This window comes from Dysgonomonas sp. GY617, from assembly GCF_015233815.1.
Classification (GTDB): Bacteria; Bacteroidota; Bacteroidia; order Bacteroidales; family Dysgonomonadaceae; genus Dysgonomonas_A.
On sequence record NZ_JADCLR010000001.1, the window covers coordinates 619,994 to 643,835 of the forward strand.

Consider the following 23,842-nt stretch of genomic DNA (forward strand, 5'->3'; position numbering starts at 1 on the left):
CATTTGGTCTTTAATTCTCTCTAATCCCTGATATTATAAGAAAAGCAATACATTGAGTCGAAAGTTTTATGTAAACAAAGTATTGCCATATGTCTTGTTTTATAGAGAAGATGTCACTGTTAATTCCACAAAAGAAACATTTTTTTTTTTTATCGTTGCAAACTTTTATAAAATCATGTAGCTTTGCCAACTATATAAAACGACAAGATTTGAGATTTTTTACACTAAATAGGCAAAAATCTGTTGAATATACGGATGAGGAACTGTTGGCGCAATACCGAGAGACAGGGGATTCTGAGTCTTTTGGACAGCTTTACAATAGGTATATTCCGTTGGTGTATGGTCTCTGCTTGAAGTATTTACAAAATGAAGATCAGTCGCAGGATGCTGTGATGGAGATCTTCGAAAACCTTCTACCCCGCGTAAGTGGTTACGAAATCAAAGTATTTAAAACTTGGTTATATAGCGTAGTCCGAAATCACTGTTTCCATATCCTCAAAGAGAATAAAAAAGAAATAATTGTAGATTTTGACTCTAACGTTATGGAATCTGACCAAATTTTAACTCTATTAAGTGAGGACGTGGAAAAAGAGCAGGAAGATGCACTGAATTATTGCATGGCTAAGCTCTCCGAACCTCAAAGAATATCCATAGACAAGTTCTTTTACGAAGAAATGTCTTATGCCGATATTGTCACACTAACGGGGTATGATCTTAAGAGCGTTAAAAGTTATATCCAAAATGGTAAACGTAATTTAAAATTGTGTATAGAAAGCAGACTGAACAATGAAGTTTCTTGATTACATACAAGGAGTCCGCAGAGGGAAGGCCGCTCATCGAATAGAACACGAGGCGATGGGTGATCCTTTTTTGTCCGAAGCTATCGAAGGATATGATTCAATTGAAGGGAATCATGCCAATCGAATAGCTAGGATGCAAGCATCTGTGCTTGCGCGTACTGCTAGGAGAGAAACTCAAACTGGAGCGTGGAAGATTGCAGTTGCTGCAGTTGTCGTCATAGCTCTGCTTAGTGGATATTTTGCATTGATGAATCATAAATCTTCGATGGCACTAGCCAACGAATTGGAAAATTCATACATTAACTTATATGCCCCCGAAATTTATATAGAGCAAAGAAGGCTAGAACTTACTGCGATGATCGAAAACGATCCATCTCAGAATGTTTCTGTAGAATCGGTAGTGCCTATTGCTAACCTCGATGAGGTAATAAAACCTGTAGAAGTACTTCCTTTATATATACCTGGTGTTTATGCCGATCTTAAGAAAGATGTTATAGATGCTGAGTCTGCTCCATTGGATGAGACTAAAAAAATATTTATAGCTGAAGGACCATCTTCTATTTTAGCAGAAGCTAAAGTTTCGCGACCACAATCAACTAAAGCACAGGTTATGCCTGATAAGTTAAGAGATGCGTGGACTACTAAAGAAGTAACTGAGGTTACACGTAGTAGAGCAGTTGAAGTAAATAAGGCAAATGCTAGAGGTGCAAACCAACGTGTGATGGGATTGGCTGTAGCAGATAATCCAAAAGAAACATCAACAAAAGAAACCGAAGCGACTTCAACTATTAGAGTTGATGCTCACGAAGCACGTCTATTAGCTGAACAAGCCGGATTTGATAAGATAGAAGTTGTTGGAGCTGATGAGTTGGATGGCAATGCTCTAGAATTGAATGAGGTAGAAACGACTAAAAGGACAATTACCCGCGAGTCAGTATATAGACCTAAAGCTTCGTCAAGATCTTTAGTATCAGGTTCTACAAAGAGAACTAAACCCGAACCTCTGATTGGAGATAAGGCATATAAAGCATATTTGAAAGAAAACATCATCCGCCCTCAAGACGGTGAGTGTAAGAATAAGAAAGGAAAAGTTATCGTTCAATTCTCAGTAGATAAGAATGGTAATCCCGTAGATATTTATGTAACAAAAGCCCTTTGTAAAGATCTGGATAGAGAAGCGGTTCGTCTTGTGAAAAACGGTCCGAAATGGAAATACGGAACTTTACGTGTAGATGTAGAAGTGCAGTTTTAGATAAATCCTTATCTTTGCTTTCTAAACATTCTTCCTTTTATCAATGGCAAAAAAGAACTTCTACGTAGTATGGAACGGAGTCACTCCCGGAGTGTATAACTCATGGGATGAGTGCAAGGCTCAGGTTTCGGGCTATGATGGAGCAATATATAAATCTTTCCCCTCATTAGAGCAGGCTAAGAAGGCTTTCGACGAAAGCCCTTGGTTGTATGTTGGCAAACAAGCAAAAAAAGAAAGTCCCAAGAAATTATTATCTAACCCTGCTATTATAAAAGATAGCTTAGCTGTGGATGCCGCTTGTAGCGGAAATCCGGGGTTAATGGAGTATCGGGGTGTATATGTCTTGACCGGAGAACAAATATTCCATCAAGGACCTTACGAACAGGGTACTAATAATGTGGGTGAATTTTTGGCTCTTGTACATGGCTTGGCTTTATTGAAACAAAAGAAATTGGCTATGCCTCTTTATTCGGATAGTGCGAATGCAATTAAATGGGTAAAGGAAAAAAAATGCAAAACTAAATTAGAGAAAACTGCAGTAAACATGTCGTTGTTCTATATGATAGAGCGTGCTGAGAAATGGCTCAAAGAGAATTCCTATACTACCAAAATAATAAAGTGGGAGACAAAGGAGTGGGGCGAAATTCCGGCAGACTTTGGTCGAAAATAAGATCTCATCCTTTTTTAGTTACTTTGGCATGTTATAAGTGAAAAACTTATGAGCAGACTTATAAATGAGACTGCAAATTTGTGAGCTTAAAGAGAATACGAAATAGTTTATATTGCTTAATAATAAAAATTATGGCTTTTAACGGATTTACACCTGCTACAATACAATTCCTAAACGATTTGAAAGAGAATAACTATAAAGAGTGGTTCGAAGAGCATCGTTCGGTATATGAAAATGAATTGGTTAAACCTTTTAAAGAACTTATTGCATCATTAACTCCTACGATGCATAATATCGATTCGCAGTTCGAATTGCGTCCACATAGGGTATTATCTCGTATCTATCGCGATGTTCGCTTTTCAAAGAATAAAGATCCTTATAAAACTTGTTTGTGGATGAGCTTTCAGGCTCCTACGCCCGATTGGGTAAATATTCCTGGCTTCTTTATGGAACTGAATACGGATACATATTTCTATGGTATGGGATTGTTTGGTCCAAAGAAAAAAACGATGGATAATCTGCGTGATAGCATTGCTTATGATGCTAAGGAATTTCAGATTCAGACCCAAAAGATTCTTGATCGTGGTTTTGTGGTGTACGGTGATGAATACAAACGTCTTATTCCGAGCGAACTGCCTGAGTATTTTCAGACATGGATACAGCGTAAGAATCTGTATGTAGGTAAAAATCTTCCAGTGAATGAGGATGTGTTTTCTCCTAAGTTTGCAGATATTATTCGTGAGGATTACGAATCGTTAGTTTGGTTATACGAGTTCTTTAAAGATGAATAAATAATAGAATCTAAATAGAAAAAGCTCTAATCCATAAAATTAGAGCTTTTTTATGTTTAAGAGAGTTTTTATTGCTGTTGTTGTTTAATGATATCAGCAATATCTGTCTCGTCCATTTTACCTGTCATTCTCACAATTACAATTTCCTGATCTTCGCCATCTATTGCGAATACAAATATTTGAGGAATAAGAGTTCCTTCTTTTCTTGCTACAATGCGTACTTTATCGCTTCCATCCACTACGTTGATTAATGTTTCGTAGCCGTTTTCGTCCTTGATTCCCTCCAAATCAGCTAAAAATAATTTCTTTATTTCAGCAGAGCACTCTGTTAGGTTAATAACATCTATAGACTCTAACTTTTCCATAAAGGGAGGAGTTTGAGGCACGGCACTCGAATCTGCTATTCTTGCTGCAGCTAAAGATGCTTCGATCATGGTTCGGTCTACCTGTTGGTATTGAGCGTTTTCGTTTAGAGCTAAGCCTGATACCCAATTGCTCAAATCTTGCGCTGAAATAATCTGGCTAGTAGCAAAAACTAAAAATATCGAAAAAATAAGTTTTTTCATAAATTTTACTTGATAGGTGATAACTCTATTTTTTTCAATAAACCTTAATCGGCAATAAATAAATCGGTTATTCTTTCGCCTCCCGTTAAATGGTATGCTTGTAGTCCGAATGCTCGAGCTTCGGTTATGTTAAGTTCATTATCGTCAATAAAAAGGGTATTTTTAGGATTCTGGCGAATGTCTGCCATCATCTGTCTATATATCTCATGATCGGGTTTTCTAAGATGCATTTCATCTGAGTAGAAACACTTGATAAAAAGATCATCAAAGTTTTCTCCAAATTGTTGTCTGTACATTGCTTTAAATTTGACTCTGTGTGGAAAATTTGTATTGCTGAGCAAGTAAGTGCGATAATTCTTTTTGATGTTTTCGAGTAGAGCAATTCGTTCGGGTAAGTAAGGTTGAAGTAAAGCGTTCCATGCATCCCATATTTGCTTCTCTGATACGTTTTTTGCGTCGGGGTAATCCGTATGAATGGCATCAATAAATTGTGATGGGCTTATAAGTCCTAATTCGAGATCGAGTAAAAATTTCTTATGGGCAGAAATAATGTCATCAGACTCTAAGCCTTCGATGCGCAGGTTGCTAAAAGCAGCTATTGTGCGCCCAATGTTTATGTCCATGATCACTCCTCCAAAGTCGAATATGATACTATCAATCTCAGATACAGGAAAATTTGGTATATTTAATTTCATTCTTACAATTTTTATAAACTACGAATATAGGTAATTTTTTTTTATAGAATCTCTTGTTAACAAAGGAAAAAGGAGAAAAGGAATTCATTAATTTTGTATATTTTTGTATGGCGATAGATATGTGTATTCTTATATCCCTTAAATACGAATCTAATTAATAAAAATAAATAACATATGAGTAAAATAAAAGCAGCTATTGTAGGATACGGAAACATTGGTAAATATGTACTGGACGCTATTTTGAGTTCTCCAGATTTTGAAGTGGCGGGTATTGTACGTCGTAATCCTAACGATGTTCCTGCTGAACTGAAAGCTTATAAGGTTGTAGCAAGTGTAAAAGAGTTGGGCAAAGTAGATGTTGCCATACTTGCTACACCAACCAGAAGTGTTGAGAGCTATGCTAAAGAATGTTTGGCTTTGGGTATTAATACAGTAGATAGCTATGATATTCATGGTGGTATTGTAGACCTTCGTCGTAGTTTAGATGCAACTGCTAAGGAATACAAAGCAGTATCTATTATTTCGGCAGGATGGGATCCGGGTACAGACTCGATGGTTCGTTCTATGTTCGAATTTATGGCACCCAAAGGTATTACTTATACCAACTTCGGTCCGGGTATGAGTATGGGACATACAGTGGCAGTAAAAGCCATTAAAGGTGTAAAGGCTGCTTTGTCTATGACTATTCCTTTAGGAACAAGCATTCATCGCCGTATGGTGTACATAGAGGTTGAAGAGGGTTATAAATTTGCAGATGTAGCAGCAGCTATTAAAGCTGATGACTATTTTGCACATGACGAAACACATGTTACTCAGGTTGATTGTGTAGATAGCCTTAAAGATATGGGACATGGTGTAAATATGGTACGCAAAGGGGTTTCGGGCGATTCTCAGAATCAGTTGTTAGATTTCAATATGAAAATAAACAATCCTGCTCTAACTGCACAAGTATTGGTTGCTTCGGCTCGTGCTTCATTAAAACAAGCTCCGGGTGCATATACTATGATCGAAGTCCCAATTATTGACTATATTTACGGTGAGAGAGAATCTCTAATAAAGAAACTTGTATAAAATATACTTAAAAAACTATGATTTGTTTTCCGAACGCAAAGATTAATTTGGGTTTAAACATTGTTTCGAAGCGAGACGATGGATATCACAATCTGGAGACAGTTTTTTATCCGATAATGATAAAAGATGCTCTTGAAATTATTGTATCTGAGCGACAAGATAAGGATTCTTTTATCGAATCAGGAATCAAAACGGGGACATCGCTCGAAACGAATTTAGTAATGAAAGCCTTAAAATTGATGAGGACTCATTATAATATTCCTTTTTTGGATGTCCATTTATTGAAAAAAATTCCTTTCGCTGCAGGAATCGGAGGAGGCTCTTCCGATGCTGCTTTTATGCTGAAATTGTTAAATAAGAAATTTTCGCTCGATGCTACAAATGGTCAGTTAGAAGCTATGGCTGCTCAACTAGGAGCCGACTGTTCATTTTTTATCTCCAATCGTCCATCATTTGCAAGTGGGATAGGAGAGGTGCTCGAGCCGGTTGAATTGTCTTTAGATGGTTATTACCTAATGCTCATTAAGCCAGATATAAATGTATCGACTAAGGATGCTTTTGCATTGGTAAATCCTTCTCAACCAGAAATTTCTTTGAAAGAAATTATAAAACAACCTGTATCGGAATGGAAAAATCTGATGGTTAATGATTTTGAGAAAAGCATTTTTACAAAACATCCTGCAATAGAACAAATCAAGTTGAAATTGTATGCTTTAGGAGCTGTGTATGCTTCGATGTCGGGATCGGGATCGTCGGTATATGCTATTTTTAATAAAAAAACGGATCTGAAACATCATTTTGCAGACTGCTTTGTCTGGGAACAAGAGTAAGTTTCGTTATAAATAAAAATAGGGGAGGTCATTTATTTTGACTTCCCCTATCTTTTTGATTCCATCTGTGATGTATTTATTCGATATTTATTTACAGTTATCCTGAAATGGTATTTATTTTTATTTTTTTAGACTATTTAGATATTCTTTTGTTGCGTCTAAAAAGATTTAATAGTTAATAAATAAATTTATTCTTTTTTTTTGATCTTGTTTTTTATTCTACCTTTGGCACCTTCGATATACATAAGAATGTATTTTAGACATTTTCTTTTTAGACAACTTTGATATGTTAAACTACTTTAGATTAAACCAGATAAAATTGGGTGCGAAAATATTTACTTGCCTAATTGGGATTATTATACTGGTATTATGTACTTCTTGTAATAAAAATGACGATGATATACGAAAATTAGAAGCGTTGAAACAAGCTTGTATATGGAATGCTAAAACAGATAAAGGACTTACTTATATTCATCAGTTGAAGGACGAAGCTTTAAAACTAGGTAATGATCGGTATGTAGGTACTGCTTATTATTATTTAGCGAATACTTATCTACTAAATGGGAAACAAGATAGTATATTATATGCTTTGGAAGAGGCAAAGATATACTACCAGAAGGCAGGATACAAGAGAGGGATTATACTTATAGAGTCTGCAAAAATAGATATGTTGCTGGCCGATAATAGCTACGAATTGGCATTAGATGCGATTTCATCATTATTGAAGGATGTTGTCATCAGTGATGATGATTATATGAAAGGTGCCATATATACATCATTAGGTAATGTTTATTTATATTCAAATAAAGCCGAAGATGCTCTCAAAGTATATAAGGATGCATTAGAGGCTTACTACAGATTGCCTATTCAGCAGGAGGTGGAAGTTGTGCCTGAATATAATTATGTGATTTATATGCAGGCGGTAGCGGCGAATCAGGCAAAAAAGTATGAATTGTCTTTGTCTTATTGTGACACTTTTACTGCTAATCTCGAAAAAGAAATCGTTACTGCGACAATAAAAGGAGGAAAGCTTTGTGATGTTAATATCTTGAGGGCAGATAATTTACTTGAATTAGATAGAATTGACGAAGCTGAGCCGCTAATAAAAGAAATAATTTCCTTTGTAGAGGAGAATCCGAACTTCAAATTGATGCCTGATTCCAACTTTATTTTTGAATTTTTATTATCCAAGTATTATTTCAAGAAACATCAGTACGATGCTGCTCTTCAGTGTCTTGATTCTTTATCTTTTACGGATTTGCCTTACATTGATTATCTTGCTGCACAAGAGTTAAAATCGGAAATAGTTTTTGTTAAAGGTGATTATAAAAATGCTTTTGCATTGCAGAATGAACTTATGCAATACTCTGATTCTATAAAATCGACGAGTACTTCGCGACAACTTGATCGCTTGAGAAATACATTCGAAATTGAAATGCAGGCACGAGAAAATGAATTGAACGCTAAATATACAGAGGTAATCATTATATTCTTATCGGTAATTTGTATTCTATTGATATTACTACTTTATATAAAAGTACGAAATACGAAAAAACTTAAGAAAAAGAATGAACTAATATTTTCCCGATATAGAGACTTAGATAAATATACACATAAAGTAAGTAAAGGAGATGCTCCTTTATCGGAAGAAGCGCAGGAGAATGAGTCGGAACAAGCTCTGTTCGAAAAAGCAGCATCTCATTTACTTACTACTGAAGCTTTCCTAGATCCCGATATATCAAGAGAATCGCTTGCTCTGGAACTGGGTACTAACAGACAGTATTTGACGCAAACAATTCAGGAGAATACGGGAATGACCTTTATGGAGTATATCAATGAAATGCGACTCGAATATGCTCGCCGTCTTTTATGCTATAATATAGATCAGCCTATTGACGAGGTTTATACTACTTCTGGCTTTAATAGCAAGAGTATGTTTTATCGTCTATTTAAGCAAAAATATGATTTAACTCCTAAAGAAATGCGAGAAATTGCAATTCAGGGAAAATAAGTATTGAGGGATAGCTTTTTACGATCGGCTTTCGATATTTAGAATCACTTACTTATTATGGCTTGGCTTAGGAAAGCTTAATTTTACCTCTTGTTTATTTGTTAAAAGAAAGAAGGCGATTTGAATTTATTTTCAAATTTCCTTCTTTTTTTAGTGTGTCTTAATTATTCACTATGAGGTGTTTGCGTGTGTGGGATGCCCTTTTTGCCATATTGATACTCGGTTCTGCACCTCTGAGACTTTTGCTTTTTATTCTTGATGTAGTTTTGTGCCGACAACAAAATATTTTGTTTGTATACACTAACAATGGACTAGCTAATGTTTTAGAAAGGTTTTGGGGAATTAATGTCTTTCTATTAGCAGAATAAGATAGTCGTTTGTATTCACTACTATATCTTATTGGATTATGAGAATCTATTTTTCAATTTTGTTTATACTGATTGTGCACTTTCTACAAGCACAAGTTGGTATCAATACTCAGAGTGCATATGCTAATACTCTTTTGCATATAGATGCTAAGGGTAATACATCCGGCACAACCAATTCGTCCGACGATGTGGTTATAGATGCTTCGGGCAACATAGGCATAGGAACATTGTTACCTAAAGCAAAAGTAGACATAGTAAAAGATGGAACGGCATCTTTAATGAGAATTGAAGATGGTAAGCAGGCAGCTAATAAAGTATTGGTATCCGATAATTCGGGTAACGCTTCGTGGGTAAGCATGCCTTCTACAATGGGAGTAACTTATAATCTTACCAATCTCAAGGCTACTTATGGGTCAACATATACACTCGTGCGGGCAATACCAGTTTCAACTCCAGGATTTTATCAGGTAGTTATACGATGGTGGGGTAAGAGTTCTGGTGTGAATGGTAACAGATCGACGGCTGCTATGTTTGCCTTGTCAACATCGGCTAATGCAAGTAATAACTGGACTGCGGATCAGACAAATCAGAAAGATGTATATGAAAAGTATATTTATATGGATGCTGCTCTCGAGACATTTTGTTTCGCATTACCTCTTTCTGCAAAAGTAACAACAGAAGCTTATCTGAAAGTTTATATACGGGTTAGCGTTGGAGGCTCTTGGCTTGTAGGAGACAATCCCGACCCTTCAAATAGTAATTGGCAGCCTAGTATAGTTGTTTATAGAATATAATTAACAAATGAGAAAATATTTATTTTTAGCAATAATTATGTGCTTAGGCTGTAAATTGTCGGCACAAATAGGAATTAATACTGAGGCTCCTCAAAAGCTGTTTCATATTGATGCTAAAGGCAACACATCTGGTTCAACCAATGTATCGGATGATGTAGTTGTCGATAATAATGGTAATGTTGGTGTAGGCACAATTTCGCCCACAACTAAACTGCATATAGAAGCAACTCAAACAGATTTTCCTGCTTTACATTTTTCGGATGGTAACGAGGGGGTAGGTAAAGTGTTGGGTAGCAAAGATGCCAGTGGAAATATAGCATGGTTGGCTCCACCCAACTCGTGGGCTAAAGCATTTTATACTACTGGTAGTAAGAGTTATAGAAACACTGTTCGTCATCTCTTTTTTTCTACTCAAGTTCCTTTAGCTGGAACGTACGTTGTAGTTTTACGTTGGTGGGGAAGGGCTAATGTTACTAACCCGGTTATTAGTGCTTATGTTCATGTAACAGAGGGGGTTGATAACGTAAATGGCTCGTCAGGAGATATAGGTCGCGATAATATTGAATATTATATCAAATACCCTGTAGCAAATGCTGTATTTACATTTACTACAACTTTGAGGGTTCAGTTAAGTCAAAATAACAGATGGATAAAAATTTACCTTACACCTGCTACTCCTGTCAATCTTAGTTATAATTGGAATGTAGGAATGAATGGTACAGATCGAAATTATAATCCAAGCATTTTAATTTTTAAAATTTGAGATCAATGAAACAATTTATAATCATAAAGATATTTATAGTATTAATTTGTTTTGGCTCGAATGCTCAGGTCGGTATTAATATAAGTCAACCTAGTGGAGTTTTTCACATCGATCCCAAATCAAATACTCCAACCGTTACAACCGACGATGTTATTGTGAATGCAAATGGTTATATGGGGTTGGGTACAGTGTCTCCAACAGCAAAATTGCATCTTAGTGTGCCTTCGGGGAGTACGGCTTTACGTATTGTTGATGGTACGGAGAAAGTTGATAGAGTACTATTGTCAGATGCAGCAGGAAATGCTTCATGGGGTGCTATGCCCGGTAGTGGAGGAGAGGTTGTTTATCTCACCACGGCTACGACTTATCCTCAGGGAGTTATAACCAAACTCAAATTGTCTTCTAATACTCAATATAAGGTTACCTCCGCTGGAAATTATCTTATTTTTATCCGTTGGTGGGCAAAACCCAGTGCGTTGAATAATAAGACCACAAATGGATTTTTATTTGCTTATAAGAATGGGGTAGAAGTAGATTCTCAGGAGTTTTATGAACCGATTTATACAGCCAATACTTATTTTTCGTTCAGTACAGTTTTGCTGGTTTCAGGGTGTAAAAGAGGAGATTATTTAGAGATTGGAGTAAGACCTCAGACCGCTAGTTGGACTACGGCTACTTCTGCACATACCAGATGTACAATCAAGTTTTTTATGATGTAGTGCTTCATTGGTTTATAAATATTCTCCCCTCTCAATAAATTAATTACAGTTTTACCGATGAGGTTCATTGTATGGATTATCTCTTGTTGTCATTAAAAATTGTCCATATATGAGTCCTCGGTAATTGTATTCATGGTAGTAGCTTGTAGTGATTACAGGCTGCTATTTTTTTCTCTTTTCATTACGTTTACTTTTTAAATCAATAAAATGTAATTATCTTCGCCCTTGTAAAATAACTCATTATCCTTTAAATGGCTAATAAATTAACAAACATATTTGTTTATAATGATCTAAATTTTAACTATTTAGGTTTGGATATGTGTGTCGAAATATTAGAGAGAGAGAGAGAGAGAGAGAGAGAGAGAGAGAGAGAGAGAGAGAGAGCTAACTAGCGAATACGTTATTTATGAAAAAAAATCAGACGGGGTTCTCCGTCTTTTTTTATTGATACGTCTCGTTGACGCGTATAGTCTTGCGTTTCTATATTTCCCCCATAAATATAATGATAGTTGTATCGGTAAAGCACTTTGTATAGGTTGTTTGTTTTTTTGTTGTCGTTCAAAGTCTATACAAACCAAGTTCTTACCTATGGCACAACTATGCCCAACAGTAGAGTGTAGTGATTACACTCTGCTGTTTTCTTTTATTCTTAAAACACTAATTAATTCTAAATATAAGATAACAATGAAAAAAAACATTCTATTACTAGCATCTATAGCGTGTATTAGTGCAGCACAAGCACAAGTGGGCATAAACGTCGATAGCCCTAAAGCGACGCTACATGTTAATGCTTCGAATACAGGTGCTGGCAGTGCAGAAGGAATTATAGCTCCTTCATTAACTCGGGCACAGCTAATAGCCAAAGATGCTCAGTATGGAGCAGACCAAAGGGGGGCTTTTATCTACATAACCACTATTGATGGTACGGTATCTGCTAAAACTCTTAAAGTGACTATGGTTGGTTATCACTACTTTGATGGTAGTATATGGCAACCTTTTGATTACACTCCTCAAATACTTTATTTGCCTTCTTTTAATCTGCCAATGACTGCTGTAGCAACCGGTCAGACATACGATTTATATAACCAGGTGTATAAAAAACAATTTACAAAAGCGGGCAATACCACATGGGTAAGCAGTAACAGTTTGTTAACTCAGATTCCTGAAATACTTGCTGCTAATCAAGTGGATTTTGTGGTTACCTATTATGACGCCACTGTAATCACCATCAATAGTATATCGGCGGCGGGGGTTTTAAATTACAATGTAATCAATACAAATCCCGGCGATCAGTCATTTATCAATATTGTTCTTGTAAAAAAATAATAGAATATGTTAATTAGAAAAATATTCGTAACTCTTCTGCTTTTATCTATCATCTGTAGTCTGTCCGCACAAAAAGAGCAGAATAACTGGTTCTTTGGTAATAATGCTGGACTGACATGGAATGTTACACGAAGTTTTACAGGTACCGGTATGTTTGGTGCGGCTAATACGACATTGACGGGTATACCAACAGTGGTTACTGGCTCTTTAATGACCACTTTCGAAGGTTGTTTCTCTTTGTCGGATGTGAATGGGAATTTATTATTTTTCTCGGATGGGATGACTATCTGGAATAGAAATAAAGTTGTAATGCAAAATGGTAGTGGATTGACAGGGGATCCGTCCTCTGCTCAGTCCGGGATTATCCTACCTTATCCCAATAGCCTGACTCGTTATATTGCGTTGACCTTAGGGAATAATGCGGCTAACAACCTTTCTTATTCAATCGTTGATATGACTCTCGCCGGAGGCTTGGGTGCTGTAGAAACCGCCAACAAGAATAAACTCTTTACGGGACAATCGGGGACATTAGGAGAAAGCGTTACAGCTGTGAGAAACTCCAATAAAAAAGATTTTTGGGTAGTAGCAGTAGGCAGAGGAACGACCACATTTTTTAATGTCTGGAAAATAACAGATGCAGGAGGAATTCAAACAGCCCGGCATAGTGTAGCTTCAGTGGCTCGAACTACAGTTCAGACTACAGCGAGCGGATATATAAAGTTTACGCAGGATGGTAAGCATTTTGTTTGGCACTGTTTTAATGAGAGACTCTTTGTTTATGGAGACTTCGATCCCGCTACCGGAATCCTCAGTAATTTGAAATCACGTACAGGAGGAGGACCGGCTGCTCCAAGTTATGGATATGGTGTAGAGTTTTCCCCTAACGGAAGATATCTGTATCTTACATATAGTCCAGGAGCCATTGCTGCAACGGGAACATATAATTCAAGTATTGAAGTTTACGATTTAAATAGCTTGTTGGCGGCAAGTAATCCCAATACAGTCAATCCTATAAAAATTTTTAGCTTAGGACCTTATATCTCGAACGGTAATAATGATTTGTTTTCGGGCATACAGATAGGACCCGACAATAGGATGTATATATCAAATATTGCAACTAAAAGCTTATTTATTATACCTACACCCGATACTCCGACAACAGCCAGTGTGTATAAATTGACTAATGTGTTGGGAACAGGTGTTGTTAACTTTGGTTTGCCTTCATTTGCAGCACCTTGGTTTAAGATGGATATTACTACCAATACCACTTCCGAAGTTTGTGCTGAATATATTAGAGATTATATTCTAACTATACAAAACGGTATGGGATTTAATGTGGTAACTAAAATAGTTGTTAGTTTTGGAGATGGGGGACTTAATTCAATGCAAACCATCAATACTCCGGTGCTGGGTGCAACTACACTTTCTTATAAATACAAAAAGCCCGGAACATACACTATAACTATTACTGCATACAATGCCAGCGGAGGTGTGGAGCTTGTTGAAACATCATCTATAAAAGTATCTACTTGTGCCATTAAAGTAAACAAACACATCAGAGGGATTAATAAATGAATTAAATTTTAACTTAGACTTAAAAGAAAAAATGAAAAATATATTATTGATAACACTTTTCTTCTCTATCTCTCTATTTTGTAGTATAGCTATACAGGCACAGGTGGGTATTGTAACCATTGCTCCTAAATCTACGCTTGATGTTACAGCCAAATCGATGGATGCCAACATTGCTGACGGCATTATTGCTCCTGTTCTTACCCGAGCACAGCTTATTGTTAAAGATGCTTGGTATGGAGCCGATCAGACCAATGCTATGGTATATATAAGTACTATTGACGGAATTGTTACAACTAAAACGACAAAAGTGACCAAAGCCGGATATTACTTTTTTGATGGAGCTATATGGCAAAATATAGACCGTGCAGGTTTATATTTTTATTTACCATCCTTTATACTCCCATTAACAACGGTAGGTAGTGGAAAAACTTTCGATTTGTACACCAATGTTTTGAGTAAACAATTTAATCAGTCAGGAAATATCCTGTATAATACTGCTAATTCTATGTTACCGCAACTGCCTGCAGCCAGATATGCTGCAAATCAGTTTGACTATGTTATAACCTATTATGATACAGATATTATTAAAATCAATAGTATTTCGTCACAGGGAGTTGTCAATTATGACGTATTAAGTATAGTACCAGGACTGGCTGCTTTTGTTAATGTGGTATTGATTACAAAATAGAGCCTTAGATTAGAAGTTGTGGTAAGATAAGTTCTAATTATTACCCATAAAGAAGATCTGGACACTTATAGATATGGAAAGGGAGCATCTATTTAAAGATGCTCCCTTTCTTATGAAATAAAAATTATTCAGTTATTTAATCAAACATGCGTCTGAAATGGCTGAATATTTTTTCTTTAACCGATTTGTTAGGTTGAAAATTGGGTGAATTCTCTAATCCTGAAAGAATATTCTTTTCAGCATCATCTAACTTTTCGGGTATATATACGCTTATGTTTATTAGTAAATCACCCGTTCCATAACGGTGAACGCTAGGCAAACCTTTGTTCTTTAAGCGAAGTACTTTTCCGGGTTGAGTTCCCGGATCAATTTTCACCTTCACTTTTCCGTCAATAGTTGGTATTTCTATATTACCTCCTAAAGCTGCTGTTGAAACGCTGAGTAGTAAATTATAAACTACATCGTTTTCGTCACGCAGAAGTTCGGGATGTGGTTCTTCTTCAACAACAATAAGTAAATCACCGTTCACGCCTCCATGGCGGGCAGCATTACCTTTTCCGCTCATCGATAGTTGCATACCTTCGGCAACTCCTGCTGGAATGTTGATAGTTATTACTTCCTCTTCTCTTATAATGCCTTCTCCTGAACAGTGAGGACATTTTTTAGTGATATTCTTACCTTCACCGTTACAAGAAGAACAAGTGGTTTGGGTTTGCATTTGCCCCAACATAGTGTTTACTATGCGGGTTTGTGTTCCCGATCCGTTACAAGTAGAACAAGTAGTGTAAGCGGTTCCGTTTTCAGACCCGTTTCCATTACAATGTTGACAAGCAACGTATTTCTTTACTTTTATTTTTTTCTCTACGCCTGTTGCTATTTCCTTAAGCGTAAGTTTTACTTTTACACGTAGGTCAGAACCTCTGTTGACGCGTCTTCCGCCGCCACCGCCGAATCCTCCTCCAAAGCCACCACCAAAATGACCTCCGAAGATATCGCCGAATTGCGAGAAGATGTCATCCATAGAGAATCCTCCACCTGCATGACCTCCAAAACCGCCGGGAGCTTCGTGTCCATATCTGTCGTATTTGGCACGTTTTTGCTCATCGCTCAATATCTCATAAGCTTCGGCTGCTTCTTTAAATTTATCTTCGGCTTCAGCATTCCCCGGATTCTTGTCGGGGTGATATTGAATCGCTTTCTTTTTATACGCTTTTTTTATTTCCGTTATTGTCGCAGTCTTGGAAATTTCTAATACTTCGTAATAATCTCTTTTCTTCGCCATTTTTTTAGTTTTCTACCTAATAGTATTACGTGTAGTAATAAGGTCTGTAGCCTTATTTAGCAACAATTACTTTTGGGAAACGGATCACCTTGTCGTTCAGTGTGTATCCTTTTTGTATACAGTCTATTATTTTGTCTTTTTGATCTTCGCTTTGAGCCGGAATCGTTGTAATGGCTTCGTGCTTATCGGTGTCGAAAATCTCGCCCAACGAGTCTATTTCCTTTACTCCGTTTTGAGCTAAAAAGTTTTGGAATTTGCTATAAATAAGCTCTACTCCTTCTTTAGCATCTTCTGGGATATTAGGCAAGGCTCTTTCGAAGTCATCCACAATTGACAGTACACCTAAGATGGCTTTCTCATTACCGGTTTTCAATAAATCAGCTTTTTCTTTCATGGTTCGTCTGCGATAATTGTCAAACTCTGCATGTAAACGTAAATACGAATCGTTCAGATCTGCAAACTTTTTCTCTAAGTCGTCCGCCAGATTGGCACTATCTTCGTTTTCGTTTACGTCATTAATCTGATCATTTGTCACATTTTCGATATTCAAATCATTCTCTTGTGACTCAAATTCTTCGTTTCTATTAGTATCCTTCATATCTTATATTACTTTCTATCTACTGTTATATACATATTTAAGACGCGTATTTGCTTATAAACAAATTCGGTCTTTTATTTCATTCTGTATATACTCTTACAAAATCTTTGCCAAAGATATAAAATTTAGCGAAATTTAAAGTTTACGGGCTTTCTATGACACGTACAAAGTTGTTATCTTTGTGTGCTTTCAACAGTGAGAGTTTTTTAGGTTATTGAAGGTTTTGGATCTTGTATTGTTTAATTTATAGAGATAGGCTTTGACTTGTTTCTTATAACATTCGAAGGCTGATCTATATTATTTAAATAATAAACAATAACTATTTTATATTACTTAATTTAGAACATAAACAGGTATTAATTATGACATTGAATGAGATTTTTACCCCGATGAATATCACACTGATTATACTTTTTGTATCGTCAGCATTTTTTATGAGTGGAAAAGTAAGATCAGACTTAGTTGCAATGTGTGCACTATTGGCGTTGGTACTTACTAATATAATAACTCCTGTGGAGGCTTTGTCGGGCTTTTCTAGTTCTATTGTATTAATGATGGTAGGCTTATTTATTGTAGGAGGAGGAATCTTCCGCACGGGGCTTGCAAAGCTTATCAGTTCTAAGATACTGCGTCTGGCAGGCAATAGCGAGAGCAAGTTATTCGTTTTGGTGATGCTGGTAACGGCTTCTATTGGAGCTTTTGTTAGTAATACGGGAACTGTGGCGGTGATGATGCCTATTGTAGTAAGTATTGCAGTGAGTGCGAATATCAGTCCACGCCGATTTCTTATGCCATTGGCTTTTGCGAGTAGTATGGGTATATTAACTTTAATTGCTACTCCTCCCAACTTAATTATAAGCGAAGAATTACAGAAAAACGGATATGATGCTCTTAGCTTCTTTTCGTTTACGCCCGTGGGTTTGATCTGTTTAGGGATAGGAATAATAGTTTTGTATTTTCTGAGCAAATTTTTTTTATCGAAAGACGATAGAGATGGTGATGAAAAACGAAAAGGCAAAACTCTGGATGATTTAGCAGATGAATATCAACTGCATAAGCTTACACATTTAAGCCTTCCCGAACATTCGGATATGATTGGTAAGAGCTTAAGAGAACTTTCCATACCAAGTCTTTATAATATAAGTGTTGTAACTGTTGAGAAGATTGTAAACGCATCTCGATTCAATAAAAGCGTGAATGAGGTTGTTGCAGGTCCAAATACGGTCATCGAAAGAGGAGACATACTGGTATGCTATGGTAAAAAAAGTAATTTGAATCGTTTTATCGAAGAAAAAGAATTGACTTTGGTAGAGAAAGAAGGTGCAGGAAAAGATATTTTCGACTTTAAGGATATTGGTATTGCCGAAGTATTTATTATGCCCAATTCGAAACTAGTGAATCGTACTATTATAGATGCTCACTTTCGCGACGAGTTTAACGTAAATATTCTAGGTATTCAACGCAATAATGAATATAAAATGAGCGATTTGCAGAAAGAGAAATTACATTCGGGTGATGCTCTTCTTATTCAAGGTACATGGGGTGATATTGCAAGCTTAGGTAATCGTCAGGAAGATTTGGTCCTTGTAGGTCAACCTTTGGAAGAAGCTGCAAAAGTAACGCTCGATCATAAAGCTCCTGTGGCGGCTATTATTATGGTGTTGATGGTCATTGCTATGGTTACTAATATAGTAGCTCCCGTTATTGCAGTTCTCACTGCTGCTGTAATGATGGTTATTACAGGCTGCCTTCGTAATATGGAAGAAGCCTATAAAAATATAAATTGGGAAAGTGTGGTTCTTATTGCGGGTATGATGCCTATGGCAGTTGCTTTTGAGCAAACCGGAGCCGCAGGTATTATATCGGGCACTCTGGTTGATGGTTTAGGACCTTATGGACCTTATGCACTATTGGCAGGTATTTACTTTGGAACTTCTATGCTTACCATGTTTATTAGTAATACGGCAACAGCTCTGCTTTTTGCACCTATTGGTATGCAGGCGGCTGTAAATATGGGGGTGAGTCCTTATCCGTTTATGTTTGCCGTAGCTGTTGCAGCTAGTATGTGTTTTGCATCGCCGTTTTCTACTGCTCCCAATGCATTGGTTATGTCAGCAGGTAAATATAAATTTATGGATTATATCAGAGTTGGTTTACCCTTGCAGCTAATTATGGGTATTGTTATGATTATAGCATTACCATTGTTATTCCCGTTTTAAGGTAAGCTGAATTCATTTATAATTCCTTACTATATATAATAAGAAAGGCTATTTATACAGTATAAATAGCCTTTCTTATGCTTTAATGAGTATTCTGCTTAAGGTAACAGTTGCTCTATCATTGTCTTCATTTCGTTGGTTCCCGGGTAGCCCGAAAATTGCTTCTCTAATTTACCATTAATATCATAAAGCTGATAAGTTGGTATTCCTATAAAATCAAAGCTATCCTGAAGAGACTTCCATTCGCCTTTGGTAAGGTAATAATGTTCGCCTCCTATTCCTTTAATCTTGTCTTTCCATAAATTAAGAGGAGAGGATGTATTGGTTATATATACGAATACAATATCTTTATTCTTATAACTATCTTTCGCTTCTCTGAATTCCTTCATCGCCTCCAAACAAGGTCCGCACGAAGTTGTCCAGAAATCTACTAAAACAATTTTGTCTTTATATTGGTTGATAATAGCAGGCATCAATTCTTTTAGAGGGACGGCTGGTGTTTCTTTAACAACCGGATTACTGTTGTATTGAGCTACTTTCATAATATCATCATTCTTTTTCAACAGTATTTTTGTAATTTCTTCATTCTTAAAGTAGCTTTTGATATTTTCAATTTGTTTATCCGACAAAGGTTGTACTTCATTGTCGAACTGTGCAATATAAGCATTGATAACTAACATGTCATAAAACAAACCACTGTCTGCTCCGATTAAGTCTGTCATTGTAGCTTTCACTTGCTTTAACCATTCATTTATGGGGGAGTCTTTTATTAGAGGTATGTTTAATGTCTCATTAAATAGTATATTTTTTAGCACTCTCGAATAGCTCCCATTATATAGATACTGGGGATCATTGAGGTTGAAGTCTTTTAAAAAAGTAAAATAAGATTTCTCTAATTTTTGTGGAGTAAACTCTTTGGAATCTTCTGTTGTCTTAATGTCTTTGTGAGTTTTGGATATATAGAAGTCATAATCAAGAAGGTATGAGGCAAGATAAAATAGTTTGAATTCATTCATTCCAAAATTTTGGGCACTTTTTGATAAAATAGTATCATTCAATATAATATTCAATGTTTTTTCCATATTTTGAATCGTAATACGGGCAAAATCGGTTGGTGACATTTTATAATCAGATGAATAACTATCTTGATTCTCCATCATCATCATTTGATTTATCGTATCTCCGAAATTCAAGACATCATTGGATGTTAATTCAATTCTGCTTGAAATATTTACTTCTATATTTTCATCATCCTTTTTTGTTATTATAAGCTTTGTCTCTTCTTGCGAAGCTAGACCGATAATTAAACCAGTTCTGAGTATTTCAGAACTAATAATACCAATCATAAAATTCGATTCCATTGGGACTTCAAAACTGAAACTTCCATCTTTATTCAGGTATGTTTCTAACATACTGGGTTCTCCTGTTACCGGGTTTGGAACACGTAGTCGTATAATGGGTTTTTCGTCGCCATCTTTTAGTTGTAGATTAGTAATTGATCCTGTAACCTTAGCTGTACCCATCATTATCTTGGGTTCAGGAAATTTGTCTTTGTTTGTAGATGTACAAGATAAAAAGGCTATGCAAATTCCCATAATTAGTATTTGCTTGAATAAAAAAAGATTACTTCTCATATAATATTGTTTTGGTTCATTGAGTAGATTTGTTTTGTTGCTTAAGGTATAAAAGTAAGAAAATAATTTAATATTGCGTCTTCTGTTTATCTCTTGAAAAATAATAGATCAATAATTGTTTAACAGCGCCAAAAGTATACGATAAAGATTATATTTTAATTATCTTTAGCAAATTTTTTAAATCAACTATGTCTGCAATTATCGAAGAAGGGTTGGATGAAATGATTCTGCCTATCCAAAAAACCGATCTGATTTATCAGATTGAAGATCGCCCGCCTTTCAAAGAGGCTGTGTTTATAGCTTTCCAGCATTTGTTAGCCATTTTTGTCGCGATAGTGACTCCTCCGTTAATAATTGCCGCCAGCTTAGGTCTGGATAAGGAGACTACGAGTTTTCTGGTTTCAATGGCTCTCTTAGCCTCTGGTATTTCAACCTTTATTCAATGTAGACGTATAGGACCTTTGGGTTGTGGCTTGCTCTGTGTACAAGGGACAAGCTTTTCTTTTATTGGGGCGTTAACTGCTAGTTTTCATGGTATGGGTATTGCAGCACTTCCTGTTATATTTGGAGTGTGTATTGCAGGTGCTCCAGTGGAAATGGTTGTAAGTAGAATATTAAAATATACTCAAAAAATAATAACTCCACTTGTTTCGGGTATTGTCGTTACGATGATAGGGCTTAGCCTTATCAAAGTTGGTATTACTGCATGTGGTGGTGGCTTTGGAGCTATTGAGAATGGTACTTTTGGAAGCTACCAAAATTTAGGTCTTGCAGGTATGGTCTTGGTATCTATCTTGATCTTTAATAGCTTTAGAAATAAATATGTACGTATGTGTTCCATTGTGTTAGGACTTCTATTAGGCTATGTTGTTTCTTATTTCATGGGACTGATTGATTTTTCGCAACTGGGAACTCTTGGCATGATTAATATACCTACTCCATTTAAATACGGATTAGGGTTTGATCTGTCAGCCTTTATAGCAGTAGCTCTTATATACTTTATTACTTCTATTGAAGCGATGGGAGATATTACAGCCAATTCGATGATTGGTGGAGAACCGATTAAAGGTGAGAAATTTGTGAAACGTGTTCAAGGAGGTGTTATGGCTGATGGTTTTAATTCAGTTGTTGCGGGTGTCTTCAATTCGTTTCCTAATTCGATTTTTGCTCAAAATAACGGACTTATTCAACTTACAGGTGTTGCTAGCCGATATGTTGGTTATTATATAGCAGGTTTTTTAATTTTATTGAGTGCTTTTCCTTTTATTGGAGGACTTTTCTCTTTAATGCCCGAGCCTGTTCTTGGTGGAGCTACATTGTTGATGTTTGGTACAGTTGCCGCTTCGGGGGTACGTATCATTGCATCACAAGATATAGACCGAAAAGCAATATTAGTATTAGCTGTTAGTTTTGCTTGCGGTTTAGGAGTAGAGCTAGCTCCTGATATTTTAATACAAATGCCCGATTGGGTGAAAGGTATATTCTCTTCGGGAATCACTACGGGAGGATTAGTTGCTATTATAGCAAACATTGTTATCAGAATAAAAGAATAAGGTCTCAGACCTTATGAATACTTTGGCAAGTATAACGGCTTTAGTTTGTTATAATTTTAAGATGCATAATTAGATACTTTCAGTTACTTAAATATAAAGAGGGAAGACCATGAAATTATTAAAAGACAGAATACTAAAAGACGGAAAAAGCTTTGATGGAGGAATATTAAAGGTAGATAGCTTTATTAACCATCAAATGGATCCGATATTGATGAAATCGATAGGAGTAGAATTTGTACGTCGTTTTGGAAATCTTCCTATCAATAAAATTGTTACTATTGAAGCAAGTGGTATTGCTCCTGCTATAATGTTGGGTTATCTGCTCGAATTACCTGTAGTTTTTGTAAAGAAAGCAAAACCTAAGACAATGGATAGAATGATAACTTCTCAGGTGTATTCGTTTACTAAGGATATTACTTATGATGTTTGTGTAAGCAGCGATTTTCTAACTCCAGATGATACGGTTGTATTTATAGACGACTTCTTAGCAAATGGTCACGCAGCTATTGGTGTAAAAGATCTTGTCGAAAAAGCTGGTGCTACATTAGCAGGTATGGGCTTTATTATCGAGAAAAGTTTTCAAGATGGAGGTAAGCGTCTTCGTGAGCAGCATATTCATGTTGAATCGTTGGTGCGCATCAAGAGCTTAGGAAATAATAGAATAGAATTTGAAGAATAGGCTTATATTTAAGTCTATTTAATTTCCTGTATTTTACAAATTAATACAAACTGCAAAAGCGACAGATAGAATGAAAGCTGATAGAGAAGTAAACTTCAAGTAAGGATCAAGCAGTCGATTATCAGTGTTTTTGTATATGTTTCGAAGAATAATAAGGAAGGGTATAAAGAATACCATATATAAGTATTGATAGCAATTGGTACTATATATTATACTATATGCTATAAAGCAAAGTATTCCACCGAGGGAGAGGAAAGTATGGTATAACTTTGCACCTTTCAGTCCTAAATGAATGGCTAAAGTCATCTTTCCTGAATTGCGATCGTTTTCCATGTCTCGCATATTATTGACGTTAAGTACTGCGGCTGTAAACATTCCCAAACCAATAGCAGGTAACCAAGGCTGAAATGTCATTTGGTGTAAGTGTAGAAAGTATGTTCCCACAACGGCTACAGGACCAAAGAACACAAACGAGAAAATATCACCAAACCCTTTATATCCGTATGGATTCTTTCCGGCAGTATATTTTATTGCTGCCCATATAGATGCTATTCCTAGAAGAAGGAGTAGTATAATATATATGATATTGATAAATTGTGATGCTTCGTATATCAATGCTGTACCTACGAGCATAGAAGCTAAAATGGCTATGCCAATGGCAACCTTCATTTGATGAGGAGTAATAGCTCCACTTTGTACAGTGCGGGTAGGACCTACTCGTTGCCCTGTTATATCTGTTCCATGTTGAAAATCTCCCAGATCATTGGCTAGATTGGAAAGTAGTTGAAGAAGTGTTGCTGTCAATATCGTAAGTACGCATATATTAATACTAAAGTGCCCGCTACTATAAGCCATGCCATTTGCACAAATGGTGGAGGCAACGGCAAGAAATAAAGTTCGGGGACGTAGTGCCGAAATCCAATGTTTTAAGGAAGCCATATTCTTTGTTTTTGCAAAG

At 36.2% G+C, this 23,842-nt stretch carries 22 protein-coding genes; 16 read left to right on the plus strand and 6 right to left on the minus strand.

All coding sequences use genetic code 11. The features are described from left to right. Positions 1-209: 209 nt before the first annotated feature. The 4 genes from IR022_RS02650 (at position 210) to IR022_RS02665 (ending at position 3,513) form a co-directional block, all read left to right on the plus strand. Complete coding sequence (locus IR022_RS02650) at positions 210-800, plus strand: RNA polymerase sigma factor (protein ID WP_050708561.1); 591 nt, start codon at positions 210-212, stop codon at positions 798-800. Then, the gene (locus tag IR022_RS02655) at positions 787-2,052 is read left to right on the plus strand and encodes an energy transducer TonB (RefSeq protein ID WP_194202497.1); all 1,266 of its coding nucleotides are present in this window, start codon (positions 787-789) and stop codon (positions 2,050-2,052) included. The genes IR022_RS02650 and IR022_RS02655 overlap by 14 nt, the downstream gene beginning before the upstream one ends. 43 nt (positions 2,053-2,095) lie before the next feature. Next, positions 2,096-2,722, plus strand: a complete 627-nt coding sequence (locus tag IR022_RS02660) for a viroplasmin family protein (protein WP_194202498.1) — start codon at positions 2,096-2,098, stop codon at positions 2,720-2,722. A 131-nt stretch (positions 2,723-2,853) separates the two neighbouring features. Beyond that, positions 2,854-3,513, plus strand: coding sequence for a DUF2461 domain-containing protein (locus IR022_RS02665; RefSeq protein ID WP_199330246.1), 660 nt, complete (start codon positions 2,854-2,856; stop codon positions 3,511-3,513). Positions 3,514-3,581: 68 nt separating this feature from the next. Here the strand turns inward: IR022_RS02665 and IR022_RS02670 are convergent, their stop codons facing one another. Both IR022_RS02670 and IR022_RS02675 read right to left on the minus strand, forming a co-directional pair. After that, positions 3,582-4,079, minus strand: a complete 498-nt coding sequence (locus tag IR022_RS02670; RefSeq protein WP_050708546.1) for a DUF4252 domain-containing protein — start codon at positions 4,077-4,079, stop codon at positions 3,582-3,584. 44 nt (positions 4,080-4,123) lie between these two features. Continuing rightward, the gene (locus tag IR022_RS02675; RefSeq protein ID WP_050708545.1) at positions 4,124-4,774 is read right to left on the minus strand and encodes an HAD family hydrolase; all 651 of its coding nucleotides are present in this window, start codon (positions 4,772-4,774) and stop codon (positions 4,124-4,126) included. 174 nt (positions 4,775-4,948) lie between these two features. Between IR022_RS02675 and IR022_RS02680 the strand changes: the two genes are divergently transcribed. From IR022_RS02680 to IR022_RS02720, 9 genes are all read left to right on the plus strand, one after another. Beyond that, entirely contained in the window at positions 4,949-5,845 is an 897-nt protein-coding gene (locus IR022_RS02680) for a diaminopimelate dehydrogenase (protein WP_050708544.1), read from the plus strand. 17 nt (positions 5,846-5,862) lie between these two features. Then, the gene (gene ispE, locus IR022_RS02685; RefSeq protein WP_194202499.1) at positions 5,863-6,675 is read left to right on the plus strand and encodes a 4-(cytidine 5'-diphospho)-2-C-methyl-D-erythritol kinase; all 813 of its coding nucleotides are present in this window, start codon (positions 5,863-5,865) and stop codon (positions 6,673-6,675) included. A 286-nt stretch (positions 6,676-6,961) separates the two neighbouring features. Then, a complete protein-coding gene (locus tag IR022_RS02690; RefSeq protein WP_194202500.1) occupies positions 6,962-8,686 on the plus strand; it encodes a helix-turn-helix domain-containing protein in 1,725 nt (574 codons plus the stop codon). 406 nt (positions 8,687-9,092) lie between these two features. Further along, on the plus strand, positions 9,093-9,848 hold the full coding sequence (locus IR022_RS02695) for a hypothetical protein (RefSeq protein WP_194202501.1): 756 nt from the start codon (positions 9,093-9,095) through the stop codon (positions 9,846-9,848). Positions 9,849-9,855: 7 nt separating this feature from the next. Next, complete coding sequence (locus IR022_RS02700) at positions 9,856-10,611, plus strand: hypothetical protein (protein WP_157258082.1); 756 nt, start codon at positions 9,856-9,858, stop codon at positions 10,609-10,611. A 5-nt stretch (positions 10,612-10,616) separates the two neighbouring features. After that, complete coding sequence (locus tag IR022_RS02705) at positions 10,617-11,330, plus strand: hypothetical protein (protein ID WP_050708539.1); 714 nt, start codon at positions 10,617-10,619, stop codon at positions 11,328-11,330. Positions 11,331-12,014: 684 nt separating this feature from the next. Further along, complete coding sequence (locus IR022_RS02710) at positions 12,015-12,656, plus strand: hypothetical protein (RefSeq protein ID WP_194202502.1); 642 nt, start codon at positions 12,015-12,017, stop codon at positions 12,654-12,656. Between the two features lie 6 nt (positions 12,657-12,662). Further along, the gene (locus IR022_RS02715) at positions 12,663-14,231 is read left to right on the plus strand and encodes a hypothetical protein (RefSeq protein ID WP_194202503.1); all 1,569 of its coding nucleotides are present in this window, start codon (positions 12,663-12,665) and stop codon (positions 14,229-14,231) included. A gap of 31 nt (positions 14,232-14,262) precedes the next feature. Beyond that, positions 14,263-14,919, plus strand: coding sequence for a hypothetical protein (locus IR022_RS02720; protein ID WP_194202504.1), 657 nt, complete (start codon positions 14,263-14,265; stop codon positions 14,917-14,919). Between the two features lie 136 nt (positions 14,920-15,055). Here IR022_RS02720 and dnaJ read toward each other — a convergent pair whose 3' ends face one another. Both dnaJ and IR022_RS02730 read right to left on the minus strand, forming a co-directional pair. Next, positions 15,056-16,201 (minus strand): molecular chaperone DnaJ, encoded by a 1,146-nt coding sequence (gene dnaJ / locus IR022_RS02725; RefSeq protein ID WP_050710880.1) that lies wholly within the window; start codon positions 16,199-16,201, stop codon positions 15,056-15,058. A gap of 52 nt (positions 16,202-16,253) precedes the next feature. Continuing rightward, positions 16,254-16,799 (minus strand): nucleotide exchange factor GrpE, encoded by a 546-nt coding sequence (locus IR022_RS02730; protein ID WP_194202505.1) that lies wholly within the window; start codon positions 16,797-16,799, stop codon positions 16,254-16,256. 389 nt (positions 16,800-17,188) lie between these two features. Between IR022_RS02730 and IR022_RS02735 the strand changes: the two genes are divergently transcribed. Continuing rightward, positions 17,189-19,018 (plus strand): SLC13 family permease, encoded by a 1,830-nt coding sequence (locus IR022_RS02735; protein ID WP_050709326.1) that lies wholly within the window; start codon positions 17,189-17,191, stop codon positions 19,016-19,018. Positions 19,019-19,116: 98 nt separating this feature from the next. Here IR022_RS02735 and IR022_RS02740 read toward each other — a convergent pair whose 3' ends face one another. Continuing rightward, complete coding sequence (locus IR022_RS02740; RefSeq protein WP_194202506.1) at positions 19,117-20,652, minus strand: TlpA family protein disulfide reductase; 1,536 nt, start codon at positions 20,650-20,652, stop codon at positions 19,117-19,119. A 188-nt stretch (positions 20,653-20,840) separates the two neighbouring features. On the opposite strand from IR022_RS02740, the gene IR022_RS02745 reads away from it, so the two are divergent. Beyond that, positions 20,841-22,205 (plus strand): nucleobase:cation symporter-2 family protein, encoded by a 1,365-nt coding sequence (locus tag IR022_RS02745; protein WP_050709324.1) that lies wholly within the window; start codon positions 20,841-20,843, stop codon positions 22,203-22,205. Between the two features lie 109 nt (positions 22,206-22,314). Continuing rightward, positions 22,315-22,884, plus strand: coding sequence for a xanthine phosphoribosyltransferase (gene xpt, locus IR022_RS02750; RefSeq protein ID WP_194202507.1), 570 nt, complete (start codon positions 22,315-22,317; stop codon positions 22,882-22,884). Positions 22,885-22,917: 33 nt separating this feature from the next. On the opposite strand, the gene menA is transcribed toward xpt, so the two are convergent. After that, positions 22,918-23,823 (minus strand): 1,4-dihydroxy-2-naphthoate octaprenyltransferase, encoded by a 906-nt coding sequence (gene menA / locus IR022_RS02755; RefSeq protein WP_194202508.1) that lies wholly within the window; start codon positions 23,821-23,823, stop codon positions 22,918-22,920. Positions 23,824-23,842: the final 19 nt, after the last annotated feature.

Coding starts and splice junctions, on each gene's coding strand:
- IR022_RS02740 (WP_194202506.1), bottom strand. CDS start 20,652: ATGAGAAGTAATCTTTTTTTATTCAAGCAAATACTAATTATGGGAATT.
- IR022_RS02720 (WP_194202504.1), top strand. CDS start 14,263: ATGAAAAATATATTATTGATAACACTTTTCTTCTCTATCTCTCTATTT.
- IR022_RS02715 (WP_194202503.1), top strand. CDS start 12,663: ATGTTAATTAGAAAAATATTCGTAACTCTTCTGCTTTTATCTATCATC.
- IR022_RS02705 (WP_050708539.1), top strand. CDS start 10,617: ATGAAACAATTTATAATCATAAAGATATTTATAGTATTAATTTGTTTT.
- IR022_RS02700 (WP_157258082.1), top strand. CDS start 9,856: ATGAGAAAATATTTATTTTTAGCAATAATTATGTGCTTAGGCTGTAAA.
- IR022_RS02695 (WP_194202501.1), top strand. CDS start 9,093: ATGAGAATCTATTTTTCAATTTTGTTTATACTGATTGTGCACTTTCTA.
- IR022_RS02670 (WP_050708546.1), bottom strand. CDS start 4,079: ATGAAAAAACTTATTTTTTCGATATTTTTAGTTTTTGCTACTAGCCAG.
- ispE (WP_194202499.1), top strand. CDS start 5,863: ATGATTTGTTTTCCGAACGCAAAGATTAATTTGGGTTTAAACATTGTT.
- dnaJ (WP_050710880.1), bottom strand. CDS start 16,201: ATGGCGAAGAAAAGAGATTATTACGAAGTATTAGAAATTTCCAAGACT.
- IR022_RS02690 (WP_194202500.1), top strand. CDS start 6,962: ATGTTAAACTACTTTAGATTAAACCAGATAAAATTGGGTGCGAAAATA.
- IR022_RS02675 (WP_050708545.1), bottom strand. CDS start 4,774: ATGAAATTAAATATACCAAATTTTCCTGTATCTGAGATTGATAGTATC.
- IR022_RS02735 (WP_050709326.1), top strand. CDS start 17,189: ATGAATATCACACTGATTATACTTTTTGTATCGTCAGCATTTTTTATG.
- menA (WP_194202508.1), bottom strand. CDS start 23,823: ATGGCTTCCTTAAAACATTGGATTTCGGCACTACGTCCCCGAACTTTA.
- IR022_RS02680 (WP_050708544.1), top strand. CDS start 4,949: ATGAGTAAAATAAAAGCAGCTATTGTAGGATACGGAAACATTGGTAAA.
- IR022_RS02660 (WP_194202498.1), top strand. CDS start 2,096: ATGGCAAAAAAGAACTTCTACGTAGTATGGAACGGAGTCACTCCCGGA.
- IR022_RS02730 (WP_194202505.1), bottom strand. CDS start 16,799: ATGAAGGATACTAATAGAAACGAAGAATTTGAGTCACAAGAGAATGAT.
- xpt (WP_194202507.1), top strand. CDS start 22,315: ATGAAATTATTAAAAGACAGAATACTAAAAGACGGAAAAAGCTTTGAT.
- IR022_RS02745 (WP_050709324.1), top strand. CDS start 20,841: ATGTCTGCAATTATCGAAGAAGGGTTGGATGAAATGATTCTGCCTATC.
- IR022_RS02655 (WP_194202497.1), top strand. CDS start 787: ATGAAGTTTCTTGATTACATACAAGGAGTCCGCAGAGGGAAGGCCGCT.
- IR022_RS02665 (WP_199330246.1), top strand. CDS start 2,854: ATGGCTTTTAACGGATTTACACCTGCTACAATACAATTCCTAAACGAT.
- IR022_RS02710 (WP_194202502.1), top strand. CDS start 12,015: ATGAAAAAAAACATTCTATTACTAGCATCTATAGCGTGTATTAGTGCA.